Origin of the sequence: Streptomyces sp. PU-14G (assembly GCF_041028275.1) — a bacterium.
Lineage (GTDB): Bacteria > Actinomycetota > Actinomycetes > Streptomycetales > Streptomycetaceae > Streptomyces.
Map to the genome: position 1 here is coordinate 1 of NZ_JASKYT010000127.1, position 18,730 is coordinate 18,730.

The 18,730-nt window shown below is 73.8% G+C and carries 15 protein-coding genes and 1 pseudogene; 6 read left to right on the top strand and 10 right to left on the bottom strand.

Going from position 1 to position 18,730, the window contains the following annotated elements:
* From AB8Z75_RS16825 to AB8Z75_RS16835, 3 genes and pseudogenes are all read left to right on the top strand, one after another.
* Positions 1-439 (top strand): annotated as a pseudogene (locus AB8Z75_RS16825) (hypothetical protein); the annotation flags it as partial.
* A gap of 107 nt (positions 440-546) precedes the next feature.
* Positions 547-1,020 (top strand): hypothetical protein, encoded by a 474-nt coding sequence (locus tag AB8Z75_RS16830; protein ID WP_369202752.1) that lies wholly within the window; start codon positions 547-549, stop codon positions 1,018-1,020.
* A gap of 33 nt (positions 1,021-1,053) precedes the next feature.
* Complete coding sequence (locus tag AB8Z75_RS16835; protein ID WP_369202754.1) at positions 1,054-2,241, top strand: glutathionylspermidine synthase family protein; 1,188 nt, start codon at positions 1,054-1,056, stop codon at positions 2,239-2,241.
* Between the two features lie 193 nt (positions 2,242-2,434).
* On the opposite strand, the gene AB8Z75_RS16840 is transcribed toward AB8Z75_RS16835, so the two are convergent.
* From AB8Z75_RS16840 to AB8Z75_RS16850, 3 genes are read right to left on the bottom strand one after another with little or no spacing between them, the layout of a single operon-like run.
* Complete coding sequence (locus AB8Z75_RS16840; protein ID WP_369202756.1) at positions 2,435-2,899, bottom strand: PPOX class F420-dependent oxidoreductase; 465 nt, start codon at positions 2,897-2,899, stop codon at positions 2,435-2,437.
* A gap of 60 nt (positions 2,900-2,959) precedes the next feature.
* Positions 2,960-3,841, bottom strand: a complete 882-nt coding sequence (locus tag AB8Z75_RS16845; protein WP_369202758.1) for a hypothetical protein — start codon at positions 3,839-3,841, stop codon at positions 2,960-2,962.
* Between the two features lie 27 nt (positions 3,842-3,868).
* Positions 3,869-6,310, bottom strand: coding sequence for a SpoIIE family protein phosphatase (locus tag AB8Z75_RS16850; protein ID WP_369202760.1), 2,442 nt, complete (start codon positions 6,308-6,310; stop codon positions 3,869-3,871).
* Between the two features lie 269 nt (positions 6,311-6,579).
* On the opposite strand from AB8Z75_RS16850, the gene AB8Z75_RS16855 reads away from it, so the two are divergent.
* The gene (locus AB8Z75_RS16855) at positions 6,580-9,705 is read left to right on the top strand and encodes an endo-alpha-N-acetylgalactosaminidase family protein (protein ID WP_369202762.1); all 3,126 of its coding nucleotides are present in this window, start codon (positions 6,580-6,582) and stop codon (positions 9,703-9,705) included.
* A gap of 113 nt (positions 9,706-9,818) precedes the next feature.
* Entirely contained in the window at positions 9,819-10,718 is a 900-nt protein-coding gene (locus AB8Z75_RS16860) for an AraC family transcriptional regulator (protein WP_369202777.1), read from the top strand.
* An 82-nt stretch (positions 10,719-10,800) separates the two neighbouring features.
* Here AB8Z75_RS16860 and AB8Z75_RS16865 read toward each other — a convergent pair whose 3' ends face one another.
* The 4 genes from AB8Z75_RS16865 to AB8Z75_RS16880 form a co-directional block, all read right to left on the bottom strand.
* Positions 10,801-11,766 carry a PfkB family carbohydrate kinase gene (locus AB8Z75_RS16865; protein ID WP_369202764.1) on the bottom strand — a complete coding sequence of 322 codons (966 nt, stop codon included), beginning with the start codon at positions 11,764-11,766 and terminating at the stop codon, positions 10,801-10,803.
* Positions 11,763-13,289 carry a cytosine permease gene (locus AB8Z75_RS16870; RefSeq protein ID WP_369202766.1) on the bottom strand — a complete coding sequence of 509 codons (1,527 nt, stop codon included), beginning with the start codon at positions 13,287-13,289 and terminating at the stop codon, positions 11,763-11,765. The genes AB8Z75_RS16865 and AB8Z75_RS16870 overlap by 4 nt, the downstream gene beginning before the upstream one ends.
* 342 nt (positions 13,290-13,631) lie before the next feature.
* Positions 13,632-14,675, bottom strand: coding sequence for an ADP-ribosylglycohydrolase family protein (locus tag AB8Z75_RS16875; RefSeq protein ID WP_369202768.1), 1,044 nt, complete (start codon positions 14,673-14,675; stop codon positions 13,632-13,634).
* Between the two features lie 98 nt (positions 14,676-14,773).
* Positions 14,774-15,490 (bottom strand): GntR family transcriptional regulator, encoded by a 717-nt coding sequence (locus AB8Z75_RS16880; RefSeq protein ID WP_369202770.1) that lies wholly within the window; start codon positions 15,488-15,490, stop codon positions 14,774-14,776.
* A gap of 274 nt (positions 15,491-15,764) precedes the next feature.
* Here AB8Z75_RS16880 and AB8Z75_RS16885 point away from each other — a divergent pair, with 274 nt between their 5' ends.
* Complete coding sequence (locus AB8Z75_RS16885; protein ID WP_369202771.1) at positions 15,765-16,118, top strand: chorismate mutase; 354 nt, start codon at positions 15,765-15,767, stop codon at positions 16,116-16,118.
* Positions 16,119-16,133: 15 nt separating this feature from the next.
* Here AB8Z75_RS16885 and AB8Z75_RS16890 read toward each other — a convergent pair whose 3' ends face one another.
* The 3 genes from AB8Z75_RS16890 to AB8Z75_RS16900 form a co-directional block, all read right to left on the bottom strand.
* Complete coding sequence (locus AB8Z75_RS16890) at positions 16,134-16,325, bottom strand: hypothetical protein (RefSeq protein ID WP_369202773.1); 192 nt, start codon at positions 16,323-16,325, stop codon at positions 16,134-16,136.
* A 92-nt stretch (positions 16,326-16,417) separates the two neighbouring features.
* Positions 16,418-17,845, bottom strand: coding sequence for a pyruvate kinase (pyk, locus tag AB8Z75_RS16895; RefSeq protein WP_369202775.1), 1,428 nt, complete (start codon positions 17,843-17,845; stop codon positions 16,418-16,420).
* 150 nt (positions 17,846-17,995) lie between these two features.
* Positions 17,996-18,700, bottom strand: coding sequence for an SIMPL domain-containing protein (locus tag AB8Z75_RS16900; protein ID WP_369202779.1), 705 nt, complete (start codon positions 18,698-18,700; stop codon positions 17,996-17,998).
* Between the last annotated feature and the right edge of the window lie 30 nt (positions 18,701-18,730).

Sequence of the window (18,730 nt, forward strand, 5' to 3'; positions counted from 1 at the left end):
CCCCTCTCCCGGGCCCGGCCCCGAGGGCGCGGCACAGCCGGAACCCGCGCCGGGACAGGCGGCCGACACGACCGGCTACGGGGCTCCGCAGCCCCCGCTGCCCACGGCGCGCGAGTTCCCGGCGGCGGACTTCCGCGACTCCTGGACGCTCGTCGACGCCTCGCCCGTCGGGGCGTTGGCGACGGCCTGGGCGGCGCTGAGCGCGGGACTGGACGCCGCGCTGCCGACGCTGCCCGCACCACATGCGGACCGCGGGGCCCCCGCGCCGCTGCGGCAGCGGCTGGGCCTGGCCGGCGCCTCGCCGTCGGCCCTCGCCGTCTACGACGGCCTGCGCCGCCTGCGCGACGCGGCGGTCGACGACGGCGCCCCTGTCAGTACGCGCGCCGCGCGCCACTTCCTCACCAGCTGCGAACGCGTACTCGGTCAAGTGCGCAGGTAGCGGCCGTACCGGACGAGCGGGACGGGAGCAGGCGGGGGGCCAAGTACGGCGCAGGGAACGGACTATGGTGGGCGCGTTGCTTCGATTCGTCGTACGTAGGGGGACCCATGAGCGTCATACCGGACACGCGCGGTGCCGCGGACACCACCGCGCCGGCGCCCGCCGCGGACAACCGCGCCGCACGGGGCAAGCGGCGCAAGCTGCGCTCCTCGACCGTGGTGCTCGGCAGCATGGGCGCCCTCGCGGTCGCCTTGTCCGGATACACCTCGGAGCCCGACAAGCGCTGCGTGGACCCCGACAGTTACGACGCCGTGCGCGGCTACCGCATCCTGCCGCCGAGCCAGTGCGAGACGGGCGCGACCACGCGGCAGGCGGCCTTCCCCGCCGCCGCCCCCGCCACCGCGGAAGGCCGCGGCACCGAGGGCACCGGCACGGCCTGGTACTACGGCGGTCGCGAGGAGGACGAGCGGGCGAAGGGCGGCACCTTCATCCACGCCGCGGCCGTCGAACGGGCCGGCTTCGGCTGCGACGACGATGACGACGGATACGGCAGCAGCAGCGGCGGCGGGTACGGCGGCTGAGCCGGGCGCGCGGCGCACGACGAGAGGGCCCGCATGGAACGCCACACCACCACCCCTCGTCCCGGCTGGCGGGAGACCGTCGAGGAACAGGGCTGCATCTACCCGCTGACGCGGTACCCCGACGGCTCCTTCCGGCCCTACTGGGACGAGAGCGCCTACTACTCCTTCACCCTGCCCGAGGTCGAGGCCCTGGAGGAGGTCGTGGAGGAGCTCCACGCCATGTGCCTGCGGGCAGCCGCGTACATCGTGGAGGAGAACCGGTTCGCCGACCTGGGCATCACACAGCCGGCGCTGGTCGACCGGGTCGCCGAGGCCTGGCGGCGGCGCGACGAGGTGCCCAGCCTCTACGGCAGGTTCGACCTGCGCTACGACGGGCGCGGCGAGCCCGCGAAACTCCTGGAGTACAACGCGGACACGCCGACCTCGCTGGTGGAGGCCGCCTCCCCGCAGTGGTTCTGGATGGAGGAGCGCTTCCCCGGCGCCGACCAGTGGAACTCCCTGCACGAGAGGCTCGTCGAGGTCTGGAAGAAGCAGGCGGCGCTGCTGCCGCCGGGCGCGCCCGTCCACTTCGCCCACTCGGCCCGCGACGAGCTGGGCGAGGACCTGATGACCGTCGCCTACCTCCAGGAGACCGCCGAACAGGCGGGTCTGGAGACGGTGGCGATACCGGTGGAGGAGATCGGCTGGGACCGGCTCTCCGGCCGGTTCGTCGACCAGCGGCTGAAGTTCGTCCGGGCCTGCTTCAAGCTCTACCCCTGGGAGTGGCTGGCCTCCGACCGGTTCGGCCGCCACGTGCTGGAGACCCTCGACAACGGGGGCGGCACCGGCACCACCCTGTGGATCGAGCCGGCCTGGAAGATGCTGCTGTCCAACAAGGCGCTCCTGGCCATCCTGTGGGAGCTCTATCCCGGCCACCCGAACCTGCTGCCCGCCTACCTGGACGGCCCGCGGGAGCTGGCGGGGACGAGCGGCTGGGCGGCCAAACCCCTGCTGGGCCGCGAGGGCGCGGGCGTCACCCTGCACGAGCCGGGCACCGCGCCGTCGGTGCGGGACGAGCCGTGCTGCTACCAGGCGTTGTGCCCGCTGCCCGACTTCGACGGCAACCGCACGGTGCTCGGTACCTGGGTCGTCGACGGCGAGGCCGCGGGGCTCGGCATCCGCGAGTCGGCGGGGCTGGTGACGGACGAGTACGCGCGCTTCGTACCGCACGTCATCCTGTGAGACGAGGCCGCGGGGCCCGTCAGCCTGCTGAAGACGGCGGGGCCCCGTCCGGCTGCTGAGACGGCGGGGCCCCGTCCGGCTGTGGTGGCCCGCCCGGCTGTGGGGCCTCCTCTGGCCGCAGGGCCCCGGCCGCCGCGGGAGCTCCGGCCGCCGAGGGAGCTCCGGCCGCCGCGGGGCGGCTCGCTGCCCGTGCTCAGTCGGCCGGCCGGGCCGGGAAGCCGCCCGTGGCGATCGGCCCCCACTGCCGGGGAGTCACCCGGATCAGCGACTTGCCCTGCTCGTGCATGGCCGCGCGGTACTCGTCCCAGTCCGGGTGTTCGCCCGCGATCACCCGGTAGTACTCGACCAGCGGCTCCAGGGCCTCCGGCAGATCCAGCACCTCGGCGTCGCCGTCGACCTGCACCCAAGGACCGTTCCACTCGTCCGACAGCACCAGGACGCTCACCCGGGCCGCGCGGCGCGCGTTGCGGGTCTTGGCGCGCTCGGGATACGTCGAGACCACGATCCGCCCGGCCGCGTCCACCCCGCACGTGAGCGGCGAAGCCTGCGGCGCACCGTCCTTGCGCCGCGTCAGCAGGATCGCCCGGTGCCGGGGCCGCACGAACTCCAGCAGCCCGTCGAGATCGACCCGTGTGGTGGTGGCAAGCGAAGGACTCATACCCCGAACCTACGCCATGACGGGCCCCGCCGTGGGCTCGACGGCCACGCCCTGGCCACCTCACGTGTCGCACGCCCACACCGCGCCGCACAAGCCGCACCGCGCCCGTACCCGCCCCCGCACGGGCACCCGCAACCGCACCCGGCAGGTGGGGCAGGGGAACGACACCCGCAAACCGGAGCCGCCGGCCTCGAAGGCGTACCCGGCGCCGCCCCCCGCCTCCCCGCGCCGCCGCTCGCGCACGTACCGCCGCCGCTCCCACCACGGCGCCGCCGCCAGCGGCGGTACCGCCTCGTCACGTGCGGCCAGTTCGCGCCCGCGCACGTACGCCTCGTAGGCCTGCGGGCTGGTGAACCAGACGGCGGGGTCCTCACCGCAGCGCCGTGCCCGCTTGGCGAGGACGTAGCCGAACTCCTCGGGGGTGAGGTAGCCGAGCTTCTGCGAGGTGAGGGAGTCCTGCCGGAAGGCGTCCAGCAGCAGCCACCCCGCGCCGAGGTAGGCGGCGGCGGTGTCGGTGAGGATCTCGTTGTCGCGGGTTCCTGGGAAGGCGAGGCCGAGGCGGTGCAGCCACACGTGGGTGACCTCGTGCGCGAGGGCCGCGCCGATGTCGCCGCGGTGCCGCTTGAAGCGGGCGTTGAGCTCGACGAAGTACTCGGGCCCCGCGCTCAGTTCGACGTTCGCGGCGTGCGTCATCTCGCGGAAGGAGACGATGACCCGCGCCTCGGGCAGCCGCAGGTGCCGCACCATCACTCCGGCGACACGCTGCACCCCCGGATACAGGTCGTCGGTGTCCGAGAAGGCGACATCGCCGGGCGCGACGCTGAGGTCGAAGCCGCGCACGCCGTCGGCGGACAGCCGCCGGTAGAGCGCCGTGAGCGCCGCGCGCACCGTCTCCAGGTGCGGAAAGCCGCGTTCGACGCGGTCGGCCACCGAACCACCCATTGCACACCCCCAGCGCGCGGCCCGTGGTCACGATAACGCGAGCGGCGTGCCCGCGGCCGGGCCGCGCTGAAGCTCCTGTTCGGTCCAGATCGTCTTGCCGCGGTCGCCGTAGCGGCTGCCCCAGCGGTGGGCGAGCTGGGCGACCAGGAAGAGGCCCCGGCCGCCCTCGTCGGTGGTCAGGGCACGGCGCAGCCGCGGCTGGGTGTTGCTGGGGTCGGAGACCTCGCACACCAGGACGTGGTCGCGGATCAGGCGCAGGCTGATCGGCCCGCCCGCGTAGCGAATGGCGTTGGTGACCAGCTCGCTGACGATGAGCTCGGTGGTGAACGACTCCTCCACCAGCCCCCACGTCTCCAACTGGGCGCTCACGTCCTCGCGGGCGGCCTGGACGGCGGCCGGATCGGCGGGATACTCCCACGAGGCGGTGTCGCTCGCGGGCACGGCCCTGGTGCGGGCGAGCAGCACGGTCACGTCGTCGTCGGGATGTTCGGCGCTCGGGTGGCGGCGGATCAACTCGGCGCTGACCTGGTCGAGCGGCTTGTGGGCGTCCTCGGCGCGCAGCCCGGGGGCCGGGCGGCACAGCTTCTCCAGGTCCTCCAGCAGCCTGGCCATGCCGGCTTCCGGATCGTGGCCGACCAGCCCGTCGGTGTAGAGGACGAGCACGCAGCCCGGCGGCAGCCGCACACTGGTCACCTCGAACGGGTTGTCGCCGACGCCCAGCAGCGGCCCCGGCGTCAGGTCCAGGAAGCTGACCGTGCCGTCGGGCAGGACCACGGCGGGCGGCGGGTGCCCCGCGCTGGCCAACCTGCACTCCTGGCTGACCGGGTCGTAGACGGCGAACAGGCACGAGGCGCCGACGCTGTCGGGGTGGTCGGCCTCGGCCTTCATCCGCTGCACGAGGTCGTCCAGGCAGGTCAGCAGCTCCTCGGGCGGCAGGTCGAGATCGGCGAGGGTCTGCACGGCGGTGCGGGCCCGCGCCATGGTCGCGGTCGCCTGCAGCCCGTGGCCGATGACGTCACCGACGACGAGCGCGGTCCGCAGCGAGGACAGGGGGAAGGCGTCGAACCAGTCGCCGCCCACGCTGGCGCTGCCGCTGGCCGGCAGGTAGGAGCCGGCCGTCTCCGCCGCCGAACTCTCGGTGGCCGCGGGCGGCAGGAGGCTGCGTTGCAGCACCAGCGCGGTGCGGTGCTCGCGGGCGTAGCGGAAGGCGTTGTCCAGCGCCCCGGCCGTCCGGTGGCACATGTCCTGGAGGAACCGCACGTCGTCGTACTCGAAGGGCTTGGGGTCCCGGGTGCGGTACACCTGCACGTACCCGAAGAAACGGCCGCCGTGGTACAGCGGGCAGCCCAGCGAGTCCCGCATCCCCTCGGGCACCAGCCGCGCGATCAGTTCCGGGTCGTGCCCCAGGATCTGCCGCGCCGTCCCGGGGCCCGCGGCGAGCACCTCCCCGACGATCTTCCCGGCGGTCTGAGGGCCCTCGGGGGTGGTCGGCACCGCCTCGCCGACCTGCACCAGCGCGGCGGGCCACTGCCCGTCCGCGGCCTTCACCGCCACCCTCCGCGGCGCCGAGGCCTCCTGCCCCGGGTAGCCGAGCGGGGGATCGCGGCCCTGCAGCACGTCGTCGGGGAAGTCGACGCTGGCCAGGTCGCCGAGGTCGGGGACCAGCACCTGGGCCAGGTCGCGGGCGCTGTGCACCACGTCCAGGGAGGAGCCGAGGTGGAAGGCGCGCTCGTAGGCCTTGCCGAGGCGGCGGCGGGCGCGCTGCCGCGGGGTGACCTCCCGCGCCGTGACGACGACACCGAGCGGCTCGCCGAGCGGCCCGTCGACCCGCAGGCAGGTGAGGAAGAGGCCCACCTCCGAGCCGGGAGGACCCAGCCCGTACTCCGAGGCGGCGACGACCGTCCCGCTCTCCGCGACCTGCGCCAACGCCTCCCGCGCGACGCCGTCCCCCTCGACGCTGGGCAGCCTGGTCAGCCAGTCGTCGTCCGCTCCCTCCGGCCGCAGCTCCTCGAACGCGGCATTGGTGCGGACCACCCGCAGCCCCATGTCGAACTGGGCCACGGGCACCCGGTCCTGTTCCAGCAGGGCGCGGACCAGCGTCGGCCCGGTCGCGGGCCCCGGGCCCACGTCCTCGGGCACGGCCACCGCCAGCGTCCCCGGCGCCCCGTCGGCCGCCAGCAGCCGCACGGTGGCCGGGACCAGGTGCCCGTCCCGGTGGCGCAGCCGCAGCCGGTGGACGCGCTCCGCTTCCCGGGAGCCGGGCGCGGCGTGCGGCCCGACCAGGGTGGGCGCGTCGGCGGCGACCAGGTCACGCGCCGGTGTGCCGAGGGCCTCCTCGCCGCTCCAGCCCAGCAGCCGCCCCGCGGCCCGCGACCACCAGGTGACGCGGCCGTCCTCGCCCACCAGGGCGGCTGCGACGCCGTCGAAGCCGGGACTGTCGTCCGGGGACTCCTGGGCGGGAGGCTCCACGTCACTCCTTAGTGCTCGGCCGAGCGCGGACAGTCGCACGCCGGGGACCAGGTTCCTCAGCGTCTCCCAGCAGCATGCACCCGCACGCGCCGCGGGGCACCTCCAGCCGCCCGGCATGCGCCGCCACCCGCCCAGGACCGGGGCGGCGCGGCAGGCTCGCGCAGCAAGTCCAACAACCACCGCACGCTTGTCCATGGGCAAGCCCGCACGAGGTCGCCAAAGGTGGGTCGGCGAAGACCGGCGGCGGACCCGAGTGGAGGAGCACAACCATGACGAGCGGCGAAGCGAGCGCGGGCGTCACCCGCAGATCGGTGGTGGCGGCCGGCGCCGTGGCGGGGGTCGGCACGGCGCTGGGCACCACCGCGGCCGTCCCGGCCCGCGCGGACGCGCGGAAGACCCCCGCGACGCACACCCTGCGCACGCCCGACCTCGACGTGCGCGTCGATACGGCCTTTCCCCGCATCGTCGACTACACCGACCGCAAGACGGGCACCACCCTGCACGCCCAGGCGGAGGCCGTCGCGACGCTCCTGGTCGACGGCGAGGAACACACCCCCGAGGTGACCAGCCAACCCGGCGGCGACCTGATCACCTACACCCTCACCCTGGAGACCGGCACCGAACTCACCGTCCGCATCGAGGCCGAGGACCGCCGCGTCCACTGGCGCGTCACCCGCGTGCGGGAGACCTCAGGCGGCCGGGTGGGCACCCTCGAACTCCCGGACCTCGCTTTCCTGTCGGTGCGCTCCGACCAGCGCCCTGACCCCGTCCTGTACGCGGCCCGGGTCGAGCTGGACAAGGCCAAGAGCGGCGACACCCTCATCGAGCTGAGCGCCGAGACCGCCACCGACGACAAGCCGGTCGGCTGCGCCTACGCCGTCGTGGCGACGGGCGAGCTGGCCGCGGCGATCGAGACGAACACCAGCTACGACAAGCCGTCCGAGACCGAGGGCGCCGACTGGGACAACGGGCGCCTGTGGCGGCAGACCGTCGCGGTGGGCGACGCCCGCAGCGCGCGCCTGACCTGCGGCCAGTGGACGCACCGCGCCGCCACCGCCGCAGCGGACCAGACCGAGCCGCTGCCCCACGTCACCGTCGTCGTCACCGGCGACCGCAACGGCGACGGCGTCACCGACTGGCAGGACGCGGCCATCGCGATGCGCGACATCATGACCGACCCGCGCGGCGCCGACGAACAGCACCTGCGCGTGGTCCCGCACATCCCCTTCAACTTCGCCAGCCAGGCCACCAACCCGTTCCTGAGCACGCTCGACCAGGTCAAGCGCATCCACCTGGCCACCGACGGGCTGCGCCAGTTCACCCTCCTCAAGGGCTACCAGTCAGAGGGCCACGACTCCGCGCACCCGGACTACGCGGGCAACTACAACGACCGCGCGGGCGGCCTGGCCGACCTCAACACCCTGCTGCGCAAGGGCAGGAAGTGGAACACCGACTTCGCGGTGCACGTCAACGTCACCGAGTCCTACCCGGTCGCGCACGCCTTCTCCGAGAAGCTCGTCGACAAGAACAACGAGCAGTGGGACTGGCTCGACCAGTCCTACCGCATCGACCAGCGCCGCGACCTGGTCTCCGGAGACGTCATCGCCCGCTTCAAGAACCTGCGCGAGGACACCGACAAGGGGCTGACCTCCCTCTACATCGACGTCTTCCGCGAATCGGGGTGGACCTCCGACCGGCTCCAGCGCGCCTTCCGCGACCAGGGCTGGAACGTGACGACCGAATGGGGCCACGGCTTCGAGCGCTCAGCCCTGTGGTCGCACTGGGCGACCGAGACCGACTACGGCGCCGACACCTCCCGCGGCATCAACTCCCGCCTCATCCGCTTCCTCCGCAACCACCAAAAGGACGTGTTCGCCGACAAGTGGCCCACCCTGCTGGGCGCGGCCCGCATGGGCAACTACGAGGGCTGGCGCGGCAAGACCGACTGGCACGCCTTCTACGAGCTGATCTGGACCCACAGCCTCCCCGCCAAGTACCTCCAGGCCAGGCCGATCCGCTCCTGGTCCGAGCACGAGATCACCTTCGAGGGCGAGGAGGCCACCACCGTCACCGACACCGGCGGCAAGCGCCGCATCACCACCGAAGGACGGCACGTCTACGACGACGGTGTCTACCTGCTGCCGTGGGAGCCGCGCAAGGCCGCCAACCCTGGGAAGCTCTACCACTACAACCCCGGCGGCGGCCGTACCACCTGGCGGCTGCCCTCGGGCTGGAAGCACACCCGCACCGTCCACGTGTACCCGCTGACCTGGCGCGGGCGGGGCGAACCCGTCGAAGCCACCGTCTCGGGCGGCCGGGTCACCCTGGACGCCGAGGCCAACGTGCCCTACGTCGTCCACCGCAGGCCCGCCCCCGCCCAGCCGAAGCCCCACTGGGGCGAGGGCACCCCGCTGACCGACCCCGGCTTCCACTCCGGCGGCCTGGCGGCCTGGGCGGTCAAGGGGAAGGCCAAGGTCGAGGTCAGTGAGCGCGGCGACCCCGAACTCGTCCTCGCCCCCGGCGGCGAGGCCTCCGTCAGCCAGCGGCTGCGGCGCCTGGAGCCCGGCACCTACGCCGCCTCAGTGCAGGTGCAGGTCGGCGACGAGGCGGGGGAGCGGCGCCGCGCCGCGCTCACCGTCCGCACCGCGGACGGCGTCACCGCGGAGAACTGGACGGACACCTCCACCGCCGCCAACCAGGTCGCCGCCGACCTCAAACAGGGCACCCGCTTCCAGCGGATGACCACCTGGTTCACGGTGCCCGAAGGCGGCGGCCCCGCCACCCTCGCCCTGACGGCGGGGGAGGGCGAGGTGCCGGTCCGCTTCGACCACGTACGCGTCGTCCCCGGCACCCCTCCGCCGCAGGCGCGGAAAGGCACCTCCAAGCGGCACGCGACCCTGGTGCACGAGGACTTCGAGCACGTGCCGCAGGGCTGGGGGCCGTTCGTCAAGGGCGACGCGGGAGGCTCCACCGACCCGCGCACCCACCTCGCCCAGCGGCACGCCCCCTACACGCAGCGCGGCTGGAACGGCAAGGCCATCGACGACGTGATCGACGGGAGCGAGTCCCTCAAGTCCCGCGGCGAGAACACCGGGCTCGTCTACCGCACCGTCCCGCACACCGTCCGCTTCGAGGCGGGCAAGACCTACCGCGTCTCCTTCCGCTACGAGAACGAGAAGGAGGGGCAGTACGCGTGGATCACCGGCGTGGACACCCCCGGCGCGAAGGAACTCCAGCGCGAGCCGCTGCCGGTCGCCACCCGTCCCGCCACCCACACCTACGAGTTCACCGCGCCCAAGGAGGGGCAGGCCTGGGTCGGTCTGCGCAAGGTGGGCGACGACGGAAAGGCCGAGTTCGCCCTGGACGCCTTCACCGTCAGCGAGGTGACCGACTGACCGACCCCGTCTCCCCTCACGACCGGTGACCGGCCAGGGGCGATCACCGTACGCTGCTCCCTGAGCGAGTGAGGGGAGCGCGTGCGGTGACCGAGCACCGGTACCAGTCCTGGATGCGGTACTTCACCCCCGGGCCCGTTCACCACCGCCTCGGCCTGGTCTGCCTCGGCGTCGGGATGCAGCACGGCGCGCTGCCCCCCGTCGGCCCCCGCGTCCTGGACCACCACGTCGCCATCGTCATCAGCGCGGGACGCGGCTGGTGCGAGGTCCCCGGCACCGCCGAGGGCCGCAAGGAGGCCGGGGGCCGCCGCCAGGAGGTGGTGGCCCCCGCCCTGCTGTGGATCACCCCCGGGGTGCCGCACCACTTCGGCGCCGACCCCGAAGAAGGCTGGGACGAGAGCTTCGTCGACTTCACAGGGTCCGCCCTGACCGCCTACACCGAACTCGGCTGCATCGAACCCGGCCGCCCCCTCGTGCCCCTCACCGACGCCGGACCCGCCCGCGCCGCCATCGCCCGCGTCGCCCGTGCCGCCCGCCCCGGCAATCCGCTGCTGGAGATCGAGGCCGCCGCGGCCGTCCACGAACTCCTCGTCGCGCTGCGCCGCGCCCGCGCCGACACCACCGCCGACGGCGCACCCGTCCTCCAGGCCCTGGCCCGCGACGCCTTCCTGCCCCTGTCGGTCGCCGAACACGCCGCCCGCCACGGCATGACCGCCGCCGAACTGCGCACCGCCGTGCGCCGCAGCGCCGGATGCAGCCCCAAGGACTACCTGCTGGGCATCCGCCTGGGCCGCGCCAAGGAGCTGCTGGCCGGCACCGACCTGCCCGTCTCCACGGTCGCCCGCCGCGTCGGCTACGACGACCCCGCCTACTTCTCCCGCCTGTTCACCCGCCGCGTCGGCGCGCCCCCCGTCCACTTCCGCGCCACCCAGTCCCGCACCGTCCCCGGCGGCTACGCCTCCCACGTCCCCGACCCCGACCACCCGCCGATGCTCCCGCGCATCGGCTCCTGACCGGCCGCGCCCGCCCCGCCGCGGGCGCTCGCCCTCCGGTGCTCGCCTGCTGCCGGTGCTCGCCTGCTGCCGGTGCCTGGCCTCAGGGCCGGTCCGCCAGCAAGGGGGCCAGCGGGTCGTCCGCGTCCAGCAGGGCGGCGACCTCGGCGGCGGTGGGCCCGGTGGCCGGGCCGGTACGGGTGACGGCCACGGACGCCGCCACGTTCGCGCCGCGGGCCGCGTCCAGCGGCGCGGCGCCCCGCCCGAGCAGGGCGAGGAACGCGCCGACGTGGGCGTCGCCCGCCCCGTTGCTGTCCACGGCCGCCACGGGTCGGCCCGGTACGTGGACGGCGCCGCCGTCGCCTGCCACCATCCGGCAGCCGTCCGCGTCACCGCGCACCAGCACGCCCGCACCGGGGCGCAGCCTTCCCGCCAGTTCCTCGGCGGACGCCGCGTCGTCCGCGAGGCCGGTCAGCAGCCGCGCCTCCCTGCGATTGCAGCTGAGCCAGTCCGCCCGGGCCAGGACCCGCGCCAGCCGCGCCGGGTCGATGTCGGCGACGAGAGGGCCGGGGTCCAGGCACAGGGTGACGCCGTCGGGCAGCGCGGCGGCGAACGCGGCCAGCCGCTCGGCCGCACCCGGCTGGACCAGCCCGTAGCCGGACAGCTGGACGAGGTCGCCGGGGCGCGGCGCCTCGGCCACCGCCCGGATCTGGTCCTGGCTCAGCTCTCCCTCGGCACCCGTCGCCGTCACGAACGTGCGCTCGCCCTCGGAGTCCACCAGGGCGACGCAGTAGCCGGTGTCCCGGTCGGTGCGGGCGGGCAGCAGCGCGGTGACGCCCTCCGAGGCGAGAGCCGCGCGCACCAGGTCACCGAGCGGACCGGTGCCGTGGCCGCCCCCGTACACGGCGGGCAGCCCCATGCGGCGGGCCGCGGCCAGCACGTTGAAGCCGCCGCCCGCGGTCTGCGCGGCGTGCGTGGCGAGCACGTCACCGCCCCGCTCGGGCAGGTGCGGCACGCGCAGCACCATGTCGACGAGCACGCTGCCGGCGAGGATCAGCCGTGCGGTCATCGGGTCGCTCCTTGCTCGGTGGCTTCGGCGGGCTCAGTGCGCTGTTCGGGAACCCGCGCCGTTCCCGACTCCCGCGCGCTCCTTGCGGCCTCGGCGCGCACCGCACGGTCCAGCGGGTGCAACAGGCTGTAGACCACGGCCGCCACCACGAAGGTCACCACCCAGCCGAGCCCGTTGGTGCCCAGCCAGCTGTGCGAGAGCGGACCGGAGAACCACACGTCGGTGTCGCTGGTCTTGGCCTCGGTCAGCAGCAGCCCCACCACGATCGCCACCGCCCACGCCGTACAGGCCGACCAGGCGAAGCCGCCGTCGTACCAGTAGCGCCCCGAGCGCCCCGGCTTCATCAGCGCGTCCCCGTCGTAGGAGCGGCGGCGCAGCATGTCGACGGCGAAGACGCCCACCCACGCGGTGATGGGCACCGCCAGCAGCGTCAGGAAGGTGGTGAAGGGCCCGTAGAAGTCCCCCGCGACCAGCATGAAGTAGATGCCGCCCGCGAAGGTGAGCACGATGTCCAGGCCGACGGCGACCGTGCGCTTGGCGCGGACCCCGAGCGTGACCAGGGTGAGCCCCGCCGAGTACACCGACAGGTGGTTGGAGAGCAGCAGTCCGCCGAACGCGGCGATCAGATAGGGCACCGACATCCACGACGGCAGCATCGCGTCGATGGCGGCCACCGGGTCGGAGGCGGCGGCCAGCGAGGTGTCACCGGCCGACAGCAGCGACCCCAGCGAGATCAGCAGCACCAGGGGGATGCCCGCGCCCCACGCGGAGGCCAGCACGAGCCGCCCGCCCGGGATGGCACGTGGCAGGTAACGGGCGTAGTCGGCGCCCGCGTTGGCCCAGCCGATGCCGGTGCCCGCGGCGATCGTCCCGACGCCCGCGATCACCGCGCTCAGCGGCGCTGCGGGCGCGTGCACCACCTTCGCCCAGTCGACGGTCGCCACCAGGAACGCCATGACCAGCAGGTTCAACAGCCCGAACACGTACGTGGCCCACTTGTTGATCCACATGATGGTGGCGTGTCCCAGCCCGCTGATGAGCAGCGTGCAGGCGATGAAGACCAGCAGGCACACCACCGTGAGCACCGTGTTGTGCGGGGCGCCGAAGACGATCGCCAGCAGGGACAGCAGCGCGTAGGCGGCGGTGGTGGTGTTGACCGTCTCCCAGCCCACCCGGCTGATCCAGGTCACCAGCGTGGGACCGGTGTTGCCGCGGCGCCCGAAGACCGCGCGGGAGAGCGTCAGCGCGGGAGCACCGCCCCGTTTCCCCGCGATGCTCAGGGCGCCCACCAGCGCGAACGAGCCGAACGCACCGATCACGGCGACGAGGATCGCCTGCCAGATGTTCAGCCCGCGGAACGCGACCAGCGTCGCGCCGAGCGGCAGTCCCAGCAGCGAGATGTTCGCGGCGAACCAGGTCCAGAACATCTGGCCCGCATGGCCGTGCCGTTCCGTGTCCGGCACCGGCTCGATGCCGCGGGTCTCCACGGCGCCGACCAGCTCACTCCTCTTCGAGTCAGCCATGGCCACCTCCTTGTGAGGCGAGAGGCGGGGAGCGGTGCTCCCCGCGGACGGGGGGAGGGCCCCTCTGGCGAGAGGCGCCCTCCGGGGAGGGTGGGCCGACGCGTACGGCCGGCTCGGGCGAGGCCGCCACATGCGGCCCGCGGGGACGTGTCGGTGGGGACGCGCCCGCAGGGACGTGTCTGTGGGGATGCGTCCGCAGGGACGTGTCGGTGGGGACGCGCCTGTGGGGACGCGCCCGCGGGGGCGCCGCCGCCGCGCCCGGTCCCACAGCCGACCGTCGCGGCCGGCCCGAAGGCCGGCGATGACGCGTGCGGCGGGGTCCGAGCTGCGGCGCGCGGCGCCTCAGCCGGCGCCTTCGGGCGGGGGCGTGCCGCGCAGCTCCAGCAGGCGGGCCGCGAGCGGCTCCATCTCCAGCCCGTTGACGCCGCGCAGCGTCCCCACCGCGCGGGAGGGCAGCCCGCTCAGCCCGGCCACCGCGCCGGAGACGGCACCGGCCAGGGCGCCGATGGTGTCGCAGTCGCCGCCCAGGTTGGCGGCCAGCACGCAGGCCCGCCACGGATCGTCACCGGCCACGGTCAGCACCGCGAACGCCGCGGGCACCGACTCCTGACTGGCGACGCTGGTACCGATCAGCGAACCGATCACCCGGGCGGCCTCGTCCTCGGGCAGCCCCGCCACCGTGCGCCGCGCCCAGCGGATGCGGGCCGCGATGTCGGCACCCGCCACCCAGTGGCCGCGCCGGGCACCGGCCGCGGCGGCGGTCTCGGCCGCGTCCATGGCCTCGTCGAGCGTCGCGCCGTCCACCGCGCTGCTCACCGCAGCGGCGACGGCCGCAGCGGCGGCGATCCCGAGCGTGGTGTCGTGGGTGACCTGGCAGGACTCCGCGACCCGGTCGAGGAACGTCTCCAGCGGTCGCAGGGGGAAGGCCACGCCGACGGGGGTGACGCGCATGGCGGCACCGTTGGTCGTACCGGACTTGCCGGCCTCGGCGACGGGCACCCCGCGCGTGACCGCGTCCAGCGCCGCCTTCGTCGAGGGCCCGAGCAGGTCCAAGGACCCCTTCGCCTTCATCTGCGCCTCCCACGCCAGCAGGGCGCGGGCGAACTCCTCGGGGTCGATATGCCCACCGCCGTCGGCCAGGAGCCGGCCCACGAGGAGGGCCTGGTCGGTGTCGTCGGTAATGCTCCCGGCGGGCAGCCCCGCCGCCACCGGGTTGTCGGGCGGACCCGCCTCGAAGCCGGTGACCTCGCCGAAGCGGGCCGCGATCGCGTCGCGGGACATGATCTGGGTGGGCATGCCGAGCGCGTCCCCGAGGGCGAGCCCCCAGAGGGCGCCCAGCGCGCGGTCGGTGGCGGGGTGGTGCGGTGAGGGTGGGGGGTGGTGCATGAGGGAGCCGCTGTCCTTCTCGATCGTGCTGGGTGGGTCGTGCGTGTGTCTGTCGTGCCCTACCGGGTGAGGCCGTGTCCGTCGTGTGGGCTCTGGAGTCAGTGGGGTTCGCCGAAGCTGGTGCGCAGTTCGAACCGGGCGGGGTCGAGCAGACTGACCACGTGTTCGAGGACGGTCCCCGCGGGGGAGCGCCCGATACGGGTGACCCGCAGGAACGAGGTGCCTTCCGGCCGCAGCAGTTGGGCCGCGTCGGCCGCGTCCAGTGGCACGGCGGTGGCCCGCTGTTCCCCTGAGGCCACCACGAGACCGACGGTCGCCAGGGTCGCGGTCAGCGACCCGTCGACGAGGCCGGTGCGCGGCACCTCCTCCAGCCCGGGGGAGAGCGGCACCCGGCTGCGTTCGAGGGAGACCCGCGCGCCGTCCGCGAGGGAACGCATCCGGTCGACGGCGAGGAACCAGTCGCTCTCCAGGCCGAGTTCCGCGCCGAGGGCGCGGTCGCGTACGGCCTCCAGGCGCAGCACCGTCGTCGAAGGGGTGACGCCGCCCTGCTCGGTCAGCGCCTGTTTCCAGCCGTGCCGGTTGTCCAGCGGGGCGCCGTCGAAGCTGACGAAGGAGCCGATGCCGGGGTGGGTGCGCACCAGGCCCTCGTCGGCGAGGGAACGCAGGGCGGCCCGTACGGTCGAGCGGCTCACGGAGAACCGTTCGGTCAGCGCGTGCTCGCCCGGCAGCCGGCTTCCGTCCGGCAGGGTGCCGCCCCTGATCTCACGGCTCAGGATGCGGGCCACCCGGTGGTGCTTGCGTGCCTGTTCGGACATGTCCGCACCGTAGACCTACCTGTCCGAACCTGTCTGTTCCGTGGGTCACACCGGCCGCCCACCCCGGGGCCGTCCGCATCGGTGGGTCACGCAGGCCTGTCCGTACCGGCCTGCCCGCATCGGTCTGTCGCACCGACCTGTCGCACCGGGCCTGCCCGCACCGACCTGTCGCACCGGCCTGTCCGTACCGGCCTGCCCGCACCGGCCTGTCCACCACCTGGGACGAGAGGCCCGGGGCGCGCCGCGCGAGGGCGGCGCCGGTTAAGCTCGGGCGATGAGCAGCAGCGAGATCGAGCAGGCCGAGGCGTCCGTGCGGGCGGAGCTGGGCGCGTTGCGGGACAGCATCGACAACATCGACGCGGCCGTCGTGCACATGCTCGCGGAGCGATTCAAGTGCACGCAGCGCGTCGGCAGGCTCAAGGCCGACCACAACCTGCCCCCGGCCGACCCGGCCCGCGAGTCCCGCCAGATCGAGCGGCTGCGCGGCCTGGCCAAGGACGCCAAACTCGACCCCGCCTTCGCGGAGAAGCTGCTCAACTTCATCATCGCGGAGGTCATCCGCCACCACGAACAGATCGCCGACGGCGTCCCGCCCGGCGGGAGCGGGAGCGCCGCAGGGGCGGACTGAGTCCGCGCCGACCCGTCAGGGGCTCGACTCGGGCGGCGGAGCGAACGGCCCGGCGTGCGTGAGCGCCAGCAGCCCGATGACGACGGCCCCGACCCAGAACAAGACGATCAGGAACCGCCCCGTCGGGTTCTTCCAGTTGAGGACGTGGCGGTTCTGGTTGAAGCCCCTCCGGGGATTGTGCTTGAACAGCGGCTCGTTCGGTTCCATGCGCCAGACCCTACGCCGGACGGGGCGCGGGGACCGGCGCGGCGGCGGGACCGCTCAGCGGTCCTGCTCGCCGCGCCGCACGGGGCCCGCCCTCAGCAGTCCTCCTCGCCCAGGCGGTGCACCCGCACCAGATTGGTCGAGCCCGGCACACCGGGCGGGGAACCCGCGGTGATGATGACCAGGTCGCCGCGGTCGCACCGGCCCAGCTTCAGCAGCATCTCGTCGACCTGGTCCACCATCTCGTCCGTGGTCTGCACCGTCGGGCCGAGGAAGGTCTCCACACCCCAGGTCAGGTTGAGCTGGGAGCGGGTCGCCTGGTCGGGCGTGAACGCCAGCACGGGGATGGGGGAGCGGTAGCGGGACAGCCGGCGCACCGTGTCGCCGGACTGGGTGAAGGCCACCAGGAACTTCGCGCCGAGGAAGTCGCCCATCTCGGCGGCGGCACGGGCCACCGCGCCGCCCTGGGTGCGCGGCTTGCTGCTCTCGGTCAGCGGCGGCAGGCCCTTGGCGAGCATCTCCTCCTCCGCCGCCTCGACGATGCGGCCCATCGTGCGCACCGTCTCCGTCGGATACTTGCCCACGCTCGTCTCGCCGGACAGCATCACGGCGTCGGTGCCGTCCATCACCGCGTTGGCCACGTCGGAGGCCTCGGCACGCGTCGGACGGGAGGCGTCGATCATCGAGTCCAGCATCTGGGTGGCCACGATGACCGGCTTGGCGTTCCGCCTGCACAGCTTCACCGCCCGCTTCTGCACCAGCGGCACCTGCTCCAGCGGCATCTCCACGCCCAGGTCGCCGCGCGCGACCATGATGCCGTCGAAGGCGTCGACGATCGAGGCCAGGTTCGCCACCGCCTGCGGCTTCTCCACCTTGGCGAGGACGGGCAGCCACCGGCCCTCCTCGGCCATGACGCGGTGCACGTCCTTGATGTCGTGCCCGCTGCGCACGAACGAGAGCGCGATCATGTCGGCGCCCGTCCGCAGCGCCCAGCGCAGGTCCTCCACGTCCTTGTCGGAGAGCGCGGGCACCGAGACGGCGACGCCCGGCAGGTTGAGCCCCTTGTGGTCGGAGACCATGCCGCCCTCGACGACCAGCGTGTGCACGACCGTGCCCTCCACGCGGGTGACCTCCAGGGTGACGCGGCCGTCGTCCACCAGGATGCGCTCCCCGGCGGTCACGTCGGCGGCCAGCCCCTCGTAGGTGGTGCCGCAGACCGAGCGGTCGCCCTCGACCTCCTCGACGGTGATGGCGAACTCGTCGCCTCGTTCAAGGAGTACAGGCCCCTCCCGGAAACGGCCCAGCCGGATCTTCGGACCTTGAAGGTCCGCCAGCACCCCCACATTCCGCTGCGTCTCCTCCGAGGCCGCGCGCACCCGGTGGTAGCGCTCCTCGTGCTCGGCGTGCGTGCCGTGGCTCATGTTGAACCGGGCGACGTCCATTCCCGCCTCCACGAGCGTCTTGATCTGCTCGTACGAGTCGGTCGACGGTCCCAAGGTGCTGACGATCTTTGCTCGGCGCATAGTTCGACCCTACGAGTTACCGGCGCGTACAGAACCGTCGCCCGGCAATTGTCCAACCGGCCTTTACCGAAAGGACATTGATCCTCGTAGACAACTAATAAATTGCGCGCGCGCTCGCTCTGATGAGCGCCCGAAACGCTTCCCGTCTCGTCAGCCGAGACGCGGCACGCTCATCACGAAACGCGCGTTCACCTGCGCCCGCACCGTCTGCCGCTGCGGCTCCAGATCCAGCTCGGGCGGCGGACCTGCAGGCCCCCCGTACCCGCGAAATGCGCCCGGCGCGGCCGGCATCTGCGGCGCCGCGCTCTCCGCACCCAGATCCGCCAGCTCCACCAGCGCCACCAGGCCAGCGCCCACCGCCTCCGCGTACTCCCGCGCCCGCGTCACCGCCTCCCGCACCGCCTGCTGCCGCGCCTCACGATGCGCGGGCGAGTCCCGCCACAACCCCCACCACGGGCCCTCCACCTGCGTCAGCTCCAGATCACCCAGCCGCGACGTCAGCTCACCCAGCACCGTGAAATCCGTGACCGTCGCATTCAGCCGCACCCGCCCCTGATAGGCGTGCACCCGCTCCCTGCGGCTCTTGTCGCTCAACTGCGGCTGCACACTGAACGTGCCCGTCGACAGCTTCTCCACCGCGTCGCCGTACCCCCGCACCAGCTCCAGCGCCCGCGCGTTGCGCCGCGTCAGATCCTCCAGCGCCGTCCGCCGGTCGGTCCCGCGCGCGGACACCGTCACGTCGATCCGCGCGTACTCCGGATCGAACTCCACACTCGCCTCCCCGCGCACCGCCACCCGCGGCGCCTGCGGCGTGCCGTACGGAACGGCCGACGCCTCCCCGAAACCGGCGGCCAGTCCCCCCAGGCCGCCCCCACCCCGCTCGGA

Bases quoted from the DNA above. Each gene is read 5' to 3' on its own strand.
- AB8Z75_RS16830 (WP_369202752.1), top strand. From the start codon at position 547: ATGAGCGTCATACCGGACACGCGCGGTGCCGCGGACACCACCGCGCCG.
- AB8Z75_RS16835 (WP_369202754.1), top strand. From the start codon at position 1,054: ATGGAACGCCACACCACCACCCCTCGTCCCGGCTGGCGGGAGACCGTC.
- AB8Z75_RS16840 (WP_369202756.1), bottom strand. From the start codon at position 2,899: ATGAGTCCTTCGCTTGCCACCACCACACGGGTCGATCTCGACGGGCTG.
- AB8Z75_RS16845 (WP_369202758.1), bottom strand. From the start codon at position 3,841: ATGGGTGGTTCGGTGGCCGACCGCGTCGAACGCGGCTTTCCGCACCTG.
- AB8Z75_RS16855 (WP_369202762.1), top strand. From the start codon at position 6,580: ATGACGAGCGGCGAAGCGAGCGCGGGCGTCACCCGCAGATCGGTGGTG.
- AB8Z75_RS16860 (WP_369202777.1), top strand. From the start codon at position 9,819: ATGCGGTACTTCACCCCCGGGCCCGTTCACCACCGCCTCGGCCTGGTC.
- AB8Z75_RS16865 (WP_369202764.1), bottom strand. From the start codon at position 11,766: ATGACCGCACGGCTGATCCTCGCCGGCAGCGTGCTCGTCGACATGGTG.
- AB8Z75_RS16870 (WP_369202766.1), bottom strand. From the start codon at position 13,289: ATGGCTGACTCGAAGAGGAGTGAGCTGGTCGGCGCCGTGGAGACCCGC.
- AB8Z75_RS16875 (WP_369202768.1), bottom strand. From the start codon at position 14,675: ATGCACCACCCCCCACCCTCACCGCACCACCCCGCCACCGACCGCGCG.
- AB8Z75_RS16880 (WP_369202770.1), bottom strand. From the start codon at position 15,490: ATGTCCGAACAGGCACGCAAGCACCACCGGGTGGCCCGCATCCTGAGC.
- AB8Z75_RS16885 (WP_369202771.1), top strand. From the start codon at position 15,765: ATGAGCAGCAGCGAGATCGAGCAGGCCGAGGCGTCCGTGCGGGCGGAG.
- AB8Z75_RS16890 (WP_369202773.1), bottom strand. From the start codon at position 16,325: ATGGAACCGAACGAGCCGCTGTTCAAGCACAATCCCCGGAGGGGCTTC.
- pyk (WP_369202775.1), bottom strand. From the start codon at position 17,845: ATGCGCCGAGCAAAGATCGTCAGCACCTTGGGACCGTCGACCGACTCG.